The following is a 16,077-nucleotide window of genomic DNA, read 5'->3' on the forward strand; positions in this document are numbered from 1 at the left end:
GCAGATGGTACTGCATCTTGTGGGAGAGTATGTCGTCGCCTTTCTTTTAAAAGCCCTTCATTATTATGAAGGGCTTTTTGTTTTTTAGGTTGTATACAATCGAGAAAAAATATTGTTATTAACATAGTATTAGTAGTACAGATTTATAATTATATCTGCTTGTAAGTTTTTTCTATATTTTACTTACAAATTTTTTTCGTTATTTATTGTTTTTATTATTAATATTTTAATAATTACTTTATAATTTATAAAATATTAAGGATTTTATATATTTAACATATTTAAATTACAAAATTTAATATTTAACTCATGTGTATTTTAGTATTGAAATACAGTACATTAAAATATTTAAATTTTAAATAAAGTAAATTTATTCGTTCAAATACATTTGATAAATATTTAATAATCAATATGTTAATGTAAGTTTTTATATTTTTGCATAAATTTATGATGTAGGATAATCTCTCTGAGATTTAATGTGTGGTTAAAATTTATGAAAAAATTTACAAGCTTATTATTGTTAATAATTACAGTCAGTGTTAATGCTCAGCAATTGCCTGATTTTAATTTACAAGTTACTAAAACAGATGAAACCTGTTTAGGCAACGGAACACTTACTTTTACCGTATCAGATACCTTAGAAAATACTTCTTTACTTTATAAGGTTTATTTACTTCCTGATACATCCAATCCTATTTCTGTTCAGGAAAGTACTTACATTGGCGGTTTAAATTCCGGAGTTTACAGGGTTGTTGCCTTACAGGCATTAGGTAATCAGATGAATTCTCAGCAAAGGGATATTACCATTTTTGATAATATACAGGAATTTGCTTTTAATGTTAATTCATCTAATCTTAATTGCTCTCAGGGAGGTAATATTATAGTTGAAACACTTTCAGGGGTTGCAGCATCATTCGAAATTATCTCGGGGCCGGTTACAAGGCCGCTCCAAACCTCAAATGTTTTTGAAAATCTGCCTTCGGGTTCTTATAATGTAAGGGCATTTGATATTTGTGGTGTAGGTAAGGTAAAATCATATACATTATCTGTAGTTAATACTACGCTCAGCATATCAGATCCAATATATAAAGATAGTAGTACAGATGTGTGCGATACTTATCAAATAAGCAATAAAATTACACCTTCTTCAGGTACCATGACGTATCCTCTTAACGTGAAGCATACACTTGATGCTATGGATATATCGGGTAATCCAATTGTTTTTAACCAAACAATTACAGAGGGGCCTGAAGAATATGCAGAGGTAACTGTTACAGTGCCAAGGCTTGATGAAAGTTATACTTATGATATAGCTGTTACAGATAATTGTAATGCTCTTTATGAAAAAAATGGCAATGTTATAGATCCTGATATAAAGGTTTCAATTGCTCTTTTAGATGCAACTTGTGCTGAAAAATATCTTTCGGTAACACCTTCAAGGCATATGATGCCTTATACCGTTACCTTTATTGAACCTGCGGGTTTTGATGCTTCGCTTTACAATGACAATCCTAACGGGCCGTTTACAGATGATTCTGTTGTTTACGGAAGCGAGGAAAATCCGTTACCATTTGGGCATTATGTTGTTGAAGTAGTGGATGCCTGTGGCAGAAGGACTACTGAAGCTATTGACGTTGAATTTATAAAACCAACACCAACTTTAAAAGGTACAAATAATGGATGTTTTTCGGAATTTGGAAAAATAAGGGTTAGTGTACCTAATCAAAAGGTGGTTAGTGCAGAAGTTGTTGCTGCACCCTCAATATACGATAATAGCAATCCTGATGTTACCAGCAGGATTAATTCGTCAGGAGTTTTGGTTTTAGGGAATATGCCTTTAGGTATTTATACCATAAAATTTACAGATGATTGTGGTTTTGAATACCAGGAAGATGTAGAAGTGCCGGTATTTAAAGATAAAGGCTTTGATGCAGTAACATTGCCTTCATGCACATCAGGTTTTGGCGGAGTACGGGTTAAAGGCGGTAACGGAGATATTACAGCAATAGAAATAATTTCGGCTCCTTTGGCATACAGGCAGCAGCTAAACAGTAATTTGCCTTATGATGTTAGCAGTTACATTAACAATGAAGGGGATTTATATATGGCAGATTTGCCGGCCGGTAGTTACATTTTCCGTGCTACTGATATTTGCGGGATTGTTAAAGAGTTGGCTCCATTAAATGTTGAAGGATATATTGCACCTTTAAATAGTTTTGTTTTTACACCAAAGTGCGGCTCATTTTCTGTAAGGGTTACAGATAGCAGCAATGGTAAAGAAGGTGCCACTTACTGGCTTCAAAAATATAATGAGGCAAATAATACCTGGGGGCATCCTGTAAGCGGAAATGTTTATGAAGAGGGCAGCCTGCCCGGTACCTCTACAGGTATTAAGCTGACAAATAATGTAACTAAGAATAACCTAAATTTTGAAGGCAAATTCAGGATTGTGAAAAAATTTGAGACTTTTGCAACAGGTACCTCTCAAAATAATAACTGTATAAGTGTACTGGGAGATTTTACATATACCGATGGGCTTTCTATAGCAAGTGCCTATACAATGGCCTGCGAAGGCAACCCTAATGATGTATATCTTGAGGCGGTAGGCCACCCTATAGCCTACAGGATAATTAAAAAGAATGGCGTTCCTTTTTTAGTACAAAACGGTACTAATAAAATATTTGTGAACCTGGAGCCTGCCGAATATGTTTTTGAAGTGGAAGATGGTTGTGGTAATGTGGTAACCAAATGGTTTAATCTGTTAACGCTGCCTTCTATAGCTGATGCAACACAGCCAAACGATATGATTATTTGTGCTGAACCGGGAGCTTCTACCCAACAGGTTTTCCATTTAACCGAGCAGAATGCTGCAATTTTAGGCCCGTTGCATAGCGCAATGTACACTATAACCTACCACCTTACACAGCAGGATGCAGATTTAGGAGTAAATGCTTTAGACGAATATTATACTAATATATCTAATGGGCAAAGAATTTTCGCAAGGCTTGTAAACAATCATATTTCAATATGCCACGGCACAACATCTTTCAGGTTGTTTGTTGGGGAATATCAGGAGCCGAAGATAACAACTGAAGGTACTATTTGCGATGGCAACAAACTAAGGCTTACTGCCAACGCAGGTTATAGCAGCTATACATGGTCAACAGGCGAAAAAACAAGGAGTATATGGGTTTCAGATCCAGGTATATATACTGTAATTGTGGAAAAAGCGTATGGTAACATGATGTGTGATGGTTTTGCAGAAGTGGAAATAACTGAATCTGAAACGCCAACTATTGTGAAAATTGAAACTTCTGACTGGACAAGAGATCAAAACACTATAACAATTCATACATCAGGTAACGGTAAATACCTGTATTCAGTTGATGATATTAACTATCAGGAAAGCAATGTTTTTACCAATCTCGAATCAGGGTTATACCAGGTTTATGTAAAAGATGCAATGGGATGCGGCAAAGCGCACAAAGAAATTGCATTACTGCATTATCCTAATTTCTTTACACCTAATGGTGATGGCATACATGATAAATGGCAGATAAAATACTCTATAAAAGAACCAAACATGAAAATCGCCATTTTTGACCGTTATGGCAAACTTATAACTACTTTCGGCCCAACCAGTGAAGGTTGGGACGGTACTCTGAACGGCATCCAACTACCATCTACAGATTACTGGTTCGTGGTTACAAGAGAAGACGGAAGAGAATATAGAGGACATTTCTCGATGCTTCGTTAAAAACGGTTATAAACCCTTTCCAAAACAGGAAAGGGTTTTTTTATGAATTCATATCAAGGTCGCGTATGTAGTCTTCATATTCATAAAAAAAGCGTTCAAAGGCATCCATACTTAAATTAAAAAAGCGGAATATAGCAGCCCATGATGCTTTGTTGTATAGGCTTATGCCTGTTTTTTCTACCCATACCCGGCTGATTGTTTTGCCGCTTTCAAGGTAAAAATCACTTTCAAAAATCGCATCGGGTAAAAATTCATCAATCAGTATGTTTTTAAGCGATTCTATCTTTTCAAAATATATCTTTCTTTTATCATCCTCTTTTGGTTCTATGTCCAGCATTACCTGTGCTTTTTTATTATCAACATAAAATTTAAATGACACATCTTTTATTTTGGTGTCATACAAAAGCCATTTACGTGGGTAGGCTTCTGCAAATGACGTCCAGAAATCTTTTTTTATCTGTTGGGCTTCCGCTTTGCTAAACATAATTTATCGTTTTATAACTGCAGTATTTCTATTACCTTTATAGTTTGCTATGCAGTTTACCGAATTTATAAAATATATACCAAAAATAGTAAAAGTACAGTTGCCTGCCGTTTCGGCTCATTTAAAAATGGCACCTGTAGAAAGGCAGGCATCGCTGGAGCCCGATTATTATACCAAAAATAACCCCCGGGAATCAGCAGTAATGATGCTTTTTTACCCCCGCCAGGACGAAACCTGTTTAGTACTGATAAAAAGGAATTCGTATCCCGGTGTACATTCAGCGCAAATTTCCTTTCCCGGCGGTAAAGCGGAACCAGAGGACAAAGACTTTGCCGATACAGCCCTAAGGGAAATCTGGGAAGAGGTTGGCGTTGGCAGGCATGAAATTAATGTGGTTATGCCTTTTACAAAAATTTACATACCGCCCAGCAATTTTTTAGTTTACCCGTTTATGGGGCTATGCGGAAAGCAGCCTGAATTTATACCTGACCCTGCAGAAGTAAACGCTATAATAGAGCTGCCCCTGCAGGTTCTGCTTGATGATGCTACTGTTACTTCGGTTGAAATGAAAACATCCTATTCGCATAAAATAAGCGTACCGGCGTTTATATTTCAGGAAAATATTATTTGGGGGGCTACCGCCATGATTTTGAGCGAACTTAAAGAAACTTTAAAAACAGCGTTTAAATAGTAACGTTTACTTAAATTTGCAGCTTTGATATTAATGAAATATGGGTTTATTTAAAAGAAATCCTTTTGGGCATATATTATTCCTTAAGAAATGGCTTATACGGTTTTTTGGTGTTTTAACGCACCGCCGTTACAGGGGGTTTAATGAACTTAAAATTGAAGGTTCGGAAATTATACGTTCGCTGCCGGATACCAATGTTCTTTTTATATCTAACCACCAAACCTATTTTGCCGATGTGGTGGCAATGTTCCATGTTTTTAATGCCAGCCTTAAAGGGCGGGAGGACACCATTAAAAATATAGGATATATATGGCATCCCAAGCTCAATATATATTATGTGGCGGCAAAGGAAACCATGCGCGAGGGGCTTTTGCCCCGCATTCTTGCTTATGCAGGTGCAATAACTGTTGAACGCACCTGGCGTGCCAAAGGAAAGGATATACAGAGAGAAGTTAACCCTAACGATACTGAGAATATAAAAGTTGCGCTGGAAGATGGCTGGGTAATAACATTTCCGCAGGGAACCACAAAGCCATTTAAGCCTATAAGGAAGGGAACTGCACATATTATAAAGCAGCACAAGCCACTGGTTGTTCCTATTGTAATAGATGGTTTTCGCCGCTCATTTGATAAAAAGGGCTTGCGGGCAAAAAAGAAGGGCATATTGCAGTCGTTTATAGTGAAAGAGCCTTTGCAGATAGATTATGAAAACGAAACTATAGACCAGATTATCGAGAAAATTGAGTATGCCATAGAGCAGCACCCTTCATTCCTTAAAGTTATACCTACAGAAGTACTGGAAGTACAGGAGGAACTTAACAAGCAAAGAAAATGGGATTATTAAAATAAAAAAGAGGCATATGCCTCTTTTTTATTTTTTGTTATTGCCGAAAATAATTTAGTTTTGGCGGTACACAAACCAAAACAGCATGGCACAACCTGAAAAAGGCAGCAAAAAGCTCCTTACCGCCTGGGCATTTTATGACTGGGCCAACTCTGTTTACAGCCTGGTTATAGCTTCGGCAGTATTCCCCATTTTTTTTGATGCGCTTTTTAGTGACGGCCGCTCGCATATAGATGTTTTCGGCACATCTTTAAAAGGTACTGCTTTAATAAGTTTTACCACGGCATTGGCTTTTTTACTGGTGGCATTTATATCGCCACTGCTTTCGGGCATAGCCGATTATTCCGGTAACAAGAAAGTATTCCTTAAGCTGTTTTGCTACCTGGGTGCTGTTTCCTGTATCGGGCTTTACTGGTTTAACCTTGAAGATATATACTGGAGCCTTGTTTGTTACTTTTTCGGGCTGGTGGGTTTTTGGGGCAGCCTGGTTTTTTATAATTCCTACCTGCCTGATATAGCCTATCCTGAACAGCAGGATGCAGTAAGTGCGAAAGGATATTCTTTAGGTTACATAGGCAGTGTTATATTATTGATAGTTAACCTTGCCATGATAATGCAGCCGGGATGGTTTGGCATAACAGGAACAGAAGGCGAAGCAGCTATGACAGCCATGCGTATATCATTTGTAACTGTCGGTATTTGGTGGATTTTATTCAGCCAGTACACTTATTATTACCTGCCTAAAGGGAATAAAAAAAATAAGGTTACACGCGATGTTATGCTTAATGGTTTCAGGGAACTGAGAAAGGTGTGGGGCGAACTAAAACTTAATACTACCCTAAAAAGGTATTTAGGGGCATTTTTTGTATATAGTATGGCGGTGCAAACTATTATGCTGGTAGCCACCTATTTTGGAGCCGAAGAAATTGAATGGGGAGAGGGAAGCGGCAAGCAAATGGGGCTTATAATAAGTATATTGCTTATACAGCTTGTAGCTGTGGCTGGAGCTATAGTAACCTCAAGGCTTTCGGAAACGTATGGCAACATTAAAACACTTATCGGTATTAATATAATATGGGCAGTAATATGTATATGGGCTTTTTTTGTAGAACAGCCAGTAGAGTTTTACATAACAGCTGGTTTTGTAGGGCTTGTAATGGGAGGCATACAATCGTTGTCGCGCTCAACATATTCAAAATTCCTTCCTGAAACTACCGATACGGCTTCATTTTTCAGCTTTTATGATGTTACCGAAAAGATAGGTATTGTTATAGGTATGGTACTTTATGGTGCTATAGACCAAATTTTTGGAAGCATGCGTTATTCGGTTATCTTCCTTGCAGTGTTTTTTTTAGGAGGCATATTTTTACTTTCAAGGGTTTTAAAAAAATAATAGATATATAGATTTATTTCTTTTATATTTGGAACCGAAAACAAATAAGTTATGAAAAAAATTAATTTTTTAGCAGTTTTATTAGTGCTGTTTTCAGCTTTTAATTTCACATCGTGCGATACAGAACCGGTTGATCCTGTTTTAAAAGACGGCTTTGATGATGATGGCGGAGGTGTTACTTCGGGTGTATTTAAAGTTAATATAGATGGCGAAACACGTACTGCCACAGCTGCCACAGCTGTAGTACAATCTAACGTTATTACAATAGTAGGATTACTAAGTTCTTCCGGGGAAATGGTTAATATTGTACTTCCGGGTGTTGCTGTCGGGTCTTACACTAACGCGCAGATGAGTTACTTACCCGGTACCGGTGGTACACAAAACGCATATGCAAATGTAAATGACGATGTAGAAACAAACGGTAATGTTATAATAACAAACATTAATACTACTGCAAAAACCATATCGGGTACATTCAGGTTTACGGGTTATCCTATTGATACTGAATCAGGGCTGCCTATAATTGAATTTACAAATGGTACTTTTCAAAATGTTCCTTATACTGGTACAATACCGGGAACTAACCCCGGGCCAACACCAACCGATGAAGAATATTACAAAGCCAAGGTTAACGGAACAATGGTAAACTTTGACGAAATACAAATATTAGGTTCAGGAGGATACATGACCCTTATGGGGTTATCAGGCAATAACCTGGAAACAATACAGCTTAGGATAGATGAGACACTTGGGCCTGATACATATGCTATAACAGATGGTGTGCTGGTTGATGTTTCGGCAGACTATTCTACAAATGATACGTCTATCACTGCAACTGAAGGTACACTTACAATTATTAGTAAAGAAAACGGCTGGATAAAAGGTACCTTCTCATTTTCGGGAACTGACGAAAACGATGAAACAATACAAATAACAGAAGGTTCATTCAATATTGAATATGAGTGGTAATTCTGTTAAGTTATATGATTTAAAAATCCGCTAAATGCGGATTTTTTTATGGCATAATGATTGAAAGGAATAGTTAGTAAAATAGAAGAATAATTATTGTATTTATTGAATAACAGGTAAATAAGGCTACTGCGTTTTGTGTAGCAGCAATAATACCATGTTATTTAATGACAAAATGACTTAATAAATAACATGTCGAATCAGAAAATTTTAAATATTGACAGTCTGTCACTTCAGGAATTGGATACGGATGCAGAATTAATACCGTTAATGACTCCCGAAGATGAAGAAGAAATGAATAATGAAGTACTTCCAGAGGCACTGCCCATACTGCCTTTGCGCAACATGGTACTGTTTCCGGGAGTTGTTATACCTATTACCGCGGGCAGGGACAAATCTATCAAACTGATAAACGATGCCAACGCTAAAGGTAAGGTTATAGGTGTTGTGGCGCAAAAGGATGAAGCTGTGGAAGAGCCTGCTGCAGGAGATATTCATACCATTGGTACTGTAGCAAGGATATTAAGGGTGCTTAAAATGCCTGATGGTAATACTACGGTTATATTACAGGGTAAAAAACGCTTTGAGATTGACCAGGTAACTACTGAGCAGCCTTATTTAATGGCTACAATTAAAGAGGTTAATGAGGTAAAGCCTGAAGCCGATGATGTTGAATTTACCACAATAATAGACTCGATTAAAGACCTTGCCATACAAATAATAAAAGAGAGCCCTAATATTCCAACAGAAGCTACTTTTGCTATTAAGAATATTGAAAGCAATTCTTTCCTTGTAAATTTTGTTTCTTCCAATATGAACCTTACAGTTAAGGAAAAACAGGATTTGCTTGTTATAAATAATTTAAAGGACAGGGCGCTGGAAACATTGCGCTATATGAACCTTGAATTGCAAAAGCTGGAACTGAAAAACGATATACAAAGCAAAGTACGTTTTGACCTTGACCAGCAGCAGCGCGAATATTTCCTGCACCAGCAGATGAAAACCATTCAGGAGGAACTTGGTGGGGTATCGCATGACCAGGAAATTGAGGAGATGCGCCAAAAGGGAAAGAACAAAAAATGGATTGATAAAACCAAATCTCATTTTGAAAAGGAGCTTGCAAAATTGCAGCGCATGAATCCGCAGGTGGCGGAATATGCCATACAGCGCAACTATCTTGAGCTGATGCTGGACCTGCCATGGAATGAGTTTTCCAAAGATAATTTTGACCTTAAAAGAGCAGAGAAGGTACTGCACCGCGACCATTACGGGCTTGATGATGTTAAAAAACGCATCATAGAATATCTGGCGGTACTTAAACTGCGTAATGATATGAAATCGCCTATACTTTGCCTTTATGGGCCACCGGGCGTGGGTAAAACATCTATTGGTAAATCTGTTGCAGAGGCCTTAGGCAGGGAATACATACGCATTTCATTGGGCGGATTGCGTGATGAAGCTGAAATACGCGGGCACAGGAAAACATATATAGGCGCTATGCCGGGCAGGATTTTACAGAGTATAAAAAAGGCGGGAACCTCAAACCCTGTATTTGTACTGGATGAAATAGATAAATTATCTACCGGGCACAGCGGCGATCCTTCTTCTGCTTTACTCGAGGTACTTGACCCGGAACAGAATTCAGAATTTTACGATAACTTCCTTGAGTTAGGCTTCGATCTTTCCAAAGTTATGTTTATAGCAACCTCAAATAACATGAGCACCATACAGCCTGCCTTGAGGGACAGGATGGAAATTATAAACATGACAGGTTATACCATTGAGGAAAAAGTGGAAATAGCGAGAAAGCACCTTTTGCCAAAGCAGATTGAGGAGCACGGGTTAAAACCTAAGGATATTGCTATAGGAAGAAAACAGCTTGAAAAAATTATAATAGGATATACACGCGAATCAGGTGTGCGTGGGCTGGAAAAGCAAATTGCAAAAATGGTGCGCCACATTGCAAAATGCATTGCCATGGAGGAGGAGTATAATAATAAAATAACAGATGAAGATATTATAACCGTATTAGGTGCCCCTAAAATGGAGCGCGATAAATATGAAAATAATGAAGTGGCAGGTGTTGTAACAGGACTTGCCTGGACAAGTGTGGGCGGCGATATTCTTTTCATAGAATCCATACTCTCAAAAGGGAAAGGAAATATGAGCATGACCGGTAATTTAGGTAATGTAATGAAGGAGTCGGCAACCATTGCTTTGGAGTATATTAAAGCAAATGCAGAATTGTTAGGCATCAGCCCGGAGGTTATATCAAATTATAATGTGCACATTCACGTTCCTGAAGGCGCTACGCCTAAAGATGGCCCCAGTGCCGGTGTGGCTATGCTTACCTCGCTGGTATCATCTTTCACACAAAGAAGGGTTAAAAAGCACCTTGCCATGACAGGCGAAATTACATTAAGGGGCAGGGTATTGCCTGTGGGGGGTATCAAGGAAAAGATACTGGCTGCCAAAAGGGCTAACATTAAAGAAATTATACTGTGTGAGGAAAACAGGCGGGATGTTGAGGAAATAAATAAAGATTACCTTACAGGGCTTACCTTTCACTATGTAAAAGAAATGGGCGATGTTATAAAACACGCCATTACCGACCAGAAAGTAAAGAATGCAAAAACACTATAAGCATACTTCTCGTATATATTAAACGGCTAAATTTCTTAGCCGTTTTTTTATTTAAAAATAATATCTTCGCAACTGCGTTATACTATTCAGAAAACGTACTTTTACTAATGTTCAGGAATTCTTTACTTTATACCCTTTTTTTTTGCAGCGCATTCTCTTTTGGGCAAATAGGCGGTAAGCACACTTATCAGTTCCTGAACCTGGTTACTTCCCCAAGGCAGGCAGCGCTTGGCGGTAAAATAGTCACCCTTTATGATTATGATGTTAACCAGGGTATTTTTAATCCTGCTACCATAAATCCGGAAATGGACAATCACCTGTCAGTTAACTACGGCAGCTATTATGGAGAAGTATCTTATGGCACAGGCGCTTATGCCTATACATGGGACAGGCACGTGCAGACTTTTCATGTTGGTGTAAATTATGCTAATTACGGTACGTTTGAAGGCCGTGATGAAGCGGGGCTGCTTACTGGTGAATTTACCGGTAGTGAGGCAGCGTTGTCTTTCGGATATGCTTATAATATCCCCTGGACAGATATATATGTGGGGGCAAGTGCAAAGCTGATTTCTTCCACACTGGAAAGTTATAATTCTTTTGGTGGTGCTATTGATATTGGTGCAATTTATATTGACGATGTAAATGATATTAATATTGGTATTGCGCTAAGAAATATAGGCACACAGTTTACAACATATGCGGGAACACGGGAAACACTGCCTTTTGAAATAATAGCGGGTATATCGCAGGAGGTTGAAAACGTTCCTATCCGCTGGCATTTAACCCTTGAAAATTTACAGCAGTGGAATATTTCTTTTTCCAATCCCAACCGTGCCGAAGAAACACTTGACGGGGGCAGGGAAGAGGAAAAAGTTTCTTTTATAAATAATGCACTGCGCCATGTTATTGTGGGGGCAGAACTTTTTCCCGGCAAAAGCTTTAACCTTAGGGTAGGCTACAATTTCAGGAGGGGCGAAGAGCTACGGATAGAAGACAGGCGAAATTTTTCGGGCATATCGGCCGGGATGAGTTTACGATTTAATAAATTGCGCTTTGATTATTCCTATTCACGCTATACACTGGCTGCCAATACCAGCCTGTTTGGCTTAATGATTAATTTACAATAAGGTTTTGGATAAAAAAATTACCATTGCTATTGACGGTTTTTCTTCCACAGGGAAAAGTACACTTGCCCGGCAATTGGCAAAGCACCTGGGGTATGTGTATGTAGATACAGGAGCGATGTACCGGGCTGTTACTTATTATGCATTGCAAAATGGTTATATTATTGACGATCATTTTGACCGTGACGGACTGGTAAGGAAACTGCCTGAAATAAGCCTGCAATTTTTATTTAACCCTGATATTGGCAATGCAGAAATATACCTTAATGAGGTAAATGTTGAAAACGAAATCAGGACACTGGAAGTTTCAGGGTGGGTAAGCCGTGTTGCCGAAGTATCGGAAGTGCGCGCCAAGCTGGTAGAGCAGCAAAAGCATATGGGTGAAAATAAAGGTGTGGTTATGGATGGAAGGGATATAGGCACTGTGGTTTTTCCTAATGCCGAATTGAAGCTTTTTATGACTGCAAGCCCCGAAACAAGGGCGCAACGGCGTTTTGAGGAATTACAGGGAAAAGGGCAGGATGTAACTTATGATGCTGTGCTTAAAAATGTACAGGAGCGTGATTATATTGATACGCACCGCAAGGACTCTCCGCTTATAATGGCTGATGACGCTATTGAAATTGATAATTCTAACCTTTCAATAACCCAACAGTTTGAAAAGGTTGTTGATTTAGTGCAGAAGGTTAGTTAAACCTTAACTTTAACGCCGATTTTCCTTTTTAAATTAAATTTTATTAATAGATTTACCGGCGTTAACAAAATGTTAAATCAACTTCGTTTATATGGGTATTAAAGTACGCCTTATTGCCATGAGCTTCCTTCAGTTTTTTGTTTGGGGAGCATGGCTTATAACTATAGCAAATTACTGGTTTGGCACAAAGCAGTGGGACGGAACACAGTTTGGCCTTGTGTTTGGTACTATGGGTATAGCATCTATATTTATGCCAACCATAACCGGTATAATAGCCGACAGGTGGATAAATGCTGAAAAATTGTACGGCGTGCTTCACTTGGTTTATGCGGGGGTGTTGTTTTACCTCCCACAGGTAGGAAACCCATCTGATTTTATATATGTAATGCTGCTGGCTATGTGCTGTTATATGCCTACCATTGCACTAAGCAACTCAATATCCTATACCGCATTAAAACAAAACAGTCTTGATGTGGTAAAAGATTTTCCGCCTATAAGGGTTTGGGGCACTATAGGTTTTATTGTTGCCATGTGGATAACCAACCTTACGGGCAGCAAAGCCACAGAATTTCAGTTTTATATAGCCGGCGCAGCCGCAGTGCTGTTAGGTTTATATGCTTTTACCCTGCCAAAATGCGAACCGCAAAATACCAAAGCTAATGCCACTTTAGCTGAAGCATTGGGACTTGAAGCCTTTAAGCTTTTCGGTGTATATAAAATAGCCCTGTTCTTTATATTCTCCATGTTTTTAGGAGGGGCTTTACAGCTTACAAATGCTTATGGCGACGTGTTTCTTGATGAGTTTAAATTCTTTCCTAAGTATGCCGATTCATTTGTAGTGGAATACTCTACTATAATCATGTCGATATCGCAGGTTTCAGAAACACTCTTTATCCTTGCAATACCGTTTTTCCTGAAACGTTTTGGTATTAAAAATGTAATGCTTATCAGTATGCTTGCATGGGTTCTTCGTTTTGGGCTGTTTGCCTATGGCGACCCTGTAACAGGGCTTTGGATGATTATACTTTCATGTATAGTTTACGGTATGGCGTTTGATTTTTTCAATATATCAGGCTCTTTGTTTGTAGAAACAACCACTCCTGCAAAAATACGTTCATCGGCACAGGGGTTATTTATGATGATGACCAATGGTTTCGGTGCTGTATTAGGCAGCTTTACTTCAGGGTGGGCAATTGACAGGTTTTTTACAAAATCATTTACTAATACAAACGAACTGGCCGCTTTCCTTGAAACGGAACCAGCCAATAACCAGATGCTTGAATTTGTAAAAGGGCATGGTGTAGAGGTGGCTGCCAGCGGTACTTTTAATGCTCCCGTACTGATGAAGGACTGGCATAGTATATGGCTTGCCTTTGCAGCCTATGCACTTATTGTGGCAATAGCTTTTGCCATAATGTTTAAGCATAAGCATGACCCTAAAGTGGTTGAAAATGTAGCACATTAATATTCTTCATTTTAATAAAAATAAAAAGGCCCTGGATAACTGTTCAGGGCTTTTGTTTTTGGAATAATTATTGAATGTAATTATTTGTAAATCAAAAAAATGTTATACATTTGCACACCTTTTGGCAGGGTGGGTTTCCTTAAGGTTATAATCAATTTAATGTAAAACGCTTCTGTAGTTACCGCTGTATAAGAAACCCCGGCAGGTGCAGGATACAAATTTTAAGAATCAGACATGTCTGAACAAACAAAAACAAAAGAAGAATTCTTACAAGAGTTTAACTGGCACAACTTTGAAGAAGGTATTGATCCTGTAGATGAGAAAAACCTTCAGGAGTTTGAAGATTTAGTTGAAAAAACCTTTATTGATACCGATAGTGATGAGGTGGTTGAAGGTACTGTGGTAAGGATTACCGACAGGGATGCTATTGTGGATATCAACGCTAAATCTGAAGGCGTTATTTCTCTTAATGAATTCCGTTACAACCCTAACCTGAAAGTGGGCGACAAAGTAGAAGTACTTATAGATGTTCGCGAAGATAAATCAGGCCAGCTTGTACTTTCTCACAAAAAAGCACGTACAATTAAAGCTTGGGACAGGGTTATCAATGCTAATGAAACAGGTGAAATCGTTAACGGTTTCGTTAAATGCAGGACTAAAGGGGGTATGATCGTTGATGTTTTTGGTATCGAGGCTTTCCTTCCGGGTTCTCAGATAGATGTAAAACCTATCAGGGATTACGACCAATATGTAAATAAAACTATGGAATTTAAAGTGGTTAAAATTAACCATGAATTTAAAAACGTAGTAGTATCTCACAAAGCACTTATTGAAGCTGATATCGAGGTTCAGAAAAAAGAAATCATCGGGCAGCTTGAAAAAGGCCAGGTACTTGAAGGTGTTGTTAAAAACATTACTTCATACGGTGTATTCATCGACCTTGGAGGTGTTGACGGGCTTATCCACATAACTGACCTTTCATGGAGCCGTATTAACCACCCAAGTGAAGTACTTGAACTTGACCAGAAGCTTAACGTTGTTATCCTTGACTTTGATGACGAGAAAACACGTATCCAGCTTGGCCTTAAACAACTTCATCCGCACCCATGGGACGCACTTGATGCAAACCTGCAGGTAGGCGATAAAGTTAAAGGTAAAGTTGTTGTTATAGCAGATTACGGTGCATTTATTGAAGTTGCCGAAGGTGTTGAAGGCCTTATCCACGTAAGTGAGATGTCATGGTCTACACACTTAAGGAGTGCTCAGGATTTCGTGAAAGTAGGAGATGAGGTTGAAGCTGTAATCCTTACACTAGACCGCGAAGACCGTAAAATGTCTTTAGGTATTAAACAACTTACACAAGACCCTTGGACTGATATTACTTCTAAATATCCTGTAGGTTCTAAACACACAGGTATTGTAAGGAACTTTACTAACTTCGGTATATTTGTTGAGCTTGAAGAAGGTATTGATGGACTTATCTATATATCTGACCTATCTTGGACTAAGAAAATTAAGCACCCAAGTGAGTTTGTAAACGTAGGTGATAAACTTGATGTTGTAGTTCTTGAGCTTGATGTTGAAGGACGCAAACTTTCTCTTGGCCACAAACAGACCCAGGCTAACCCTTGGGATAAATATGAAGATTCTTTCGCTGTAGGTACTGTACACACAGGTGAAATTTCTGAAATTGTGGACAAAGGCGCAACTGTAGAGTTTAATGATGATATTGTTGCATTTATCCCTACAAGGCACCTTGAAAAAGAAGACGGAAAGAAACTTAAAAAAGGGGAATCTGCCGACTTTAAAGTAATTGAGTTCAACAAAGAGTTTAAAAGGGTAGTAGCTTCGCATACCGCTACTTTTAAAGATGAAGAAGATAAGAATGTAAAAGCTGCTGAAGCTAATACTTCTAACAATGCAGAGAAAACCACACTTGGTGATATTGATGCATTAGCTGAACTTAAAGAAAGAATGGAAAAAGGAGAAAAATAAATTTTCTTATCCTTCAAT

The 16,077-nt window shown here is 38.3% G+C and carries 11 protein-coding genes; 10 read left to right on the forward strand and 1 reads right to left on the reverse strand.

Annotated elements, in window-relative coordinates:
- The first annotated feature begins 493 nt into the window (after positions 1-493).
- On the forward strand, positions 494-3,757 hold the full coding sequence (locus GSF09_RS06890) for a T9SS type B sorting domain-containing protein (protein ID WP_159800214.1): 3,264 nt from the start codon (positions 494-496) through the stop codon (positions 3,755-3,757).
- Between the two features lie 40 nt (positions 3,758-3,797).
- On the opposite strand, the gene GSF09_RS06895 is transcribed toward GSF09_RS06890, so the two are convergent.
- Positions 3,798-4,241, reverse strand: coding sequence for a DUF4268 domain-containing protein (locus GSF09_RS06895; protein ID WP_159800215.1), 444 nt, complete (start codon positions 4,239-4,241; stop codon positions 3,798-3,800).
- 49 nt (positions 4,242-4,290) lie between these two features.
- Here GSF09_RS06895 and GSF09_RS06900 point away from each other — a divergent pair, with 49 nt between their 5' ends.
- The 9 genes from GSF09_RS06900 to rpsA all read left to right on the forward strand — a co-directional run bounded on the left by GSF09_RS06900 (position 4,291) and on the right by rpsA (position 16,059).
- Positions 4,291-4,932, forward strand: coding sequence for a CoA pyrophosphatase (locus tag GSF09_RS06900; RefSeq protein WP_159800216.1), 642 nt, complete (start codon positions 4,291-4,293; stop codon positions 4,930-4,932).
- Between the two features lie 40 nt (positions 4,933-4,972).
- Positions 4,973-5,776, forward strand: coding sequence for a 1-acyl-sn-glycerol-3-phosphate acyltransferase (locus GSF09_RS06905; protein WP_159800217.1), 804 nt, complete (start codon positions 4,973-4,975; stop codon positions 5,774-5,776).
- A gap of 85 nt (positions 5,777-5,861) precedes the next feature.
- Complete coding sequence (locus tag GSF09_RS06910; RefSeq protein WP_159800218.1) at positions 5,862-7,169, forward strand: MFS transporter; 1,308 nt, start codon at positions 5,862-5,864, stop codon at positions 7,167-7,169.
- 51 nt (positions 7,170-7,220) lie between these two features.
- Positions 7,221-8,138: a DUF6252 family protein gene (locus GSF09_RS06915; RefSeq protein WP_159800219.1), complete on the forward strand. Its 918-nt coding sequence runs from the start codon at positions 7,221-7,223 to the stop codon at positions 8,136-8,138.
- Positions 8,139-8,330: 192 nt separating this feature from the next.
- The gene (gene lon / locus GSF09_RS06920; RefSeq protein ID WP_159800220.1) at positions 8,331-10,781 is read left to right on the forward strand and encodes an endopeptidase La; all 2,451 of its coding nucleotides are present in this window, start codon (positions 8,331-8,333) and stop codon (positions 10,779-10,781) included.
- A 107-nt stretch (positions 10,782-10,888) separates the two neighbouring features.
- Complete coding sequence (porQ, locus tag GSF09_RS06925) at positions 10,889-11,908, forward strand: type IX secretion system protein PorQ (RefSeq protein ID WP_159800221.1); 1,020 nt, start codon at positions 10,889-10,891, stop codon at positions 11,906-11,908.
- A gap of 4 nt (positions 11,909-11,912) precedes the next feature.
- Positions 11,913-12,599: a (d)CMP kinase gene (gene cmk, locus GSF09_RS06930; protein ID WP_159800222.1), complete on the forward strand. Its 687-nt coding sequence runs from the start codon at positions 11,913-11,915 to the stop codon at positions 12,597-12,599.
- A 91-nt stretch (positions 12,600-12,690) separates the two neighbouring features.
- A complete protein-coding gene (locus GSF09_RS06935) occupies positions 12,691-14,064 on the forward strand; it encodes a nucleoside permease (protein ID WP_159800223.1) in 1,374 nt (457 codons plus the stop codon).
- A gap of 234 nt (positions 14,065-14,298) precedes the next feature.
- Positions 14,299-16,059: a 30S ribosomal protein S1 gene (rpsA, locus tag GSF09_RS06940; protein WP_159800224.1), complete on the forward strand. Its 1,761-nt coding sequence runs from the start codon at positions 14,299-14,301 to the stop codon at positions 16,057-16,059.
- Positions 16,060-16,077: the final 18 nt, after the last annotated feature.

It is taken from the genome of Flavobacterium sp. MK4S-17 (assembly GCF_009848495.1).
Lineage (GTDB): Bacteria > Bacteroidota > Bacteroidia > Flavobacteriales > Flavobacteriaceae > Flavobacterium.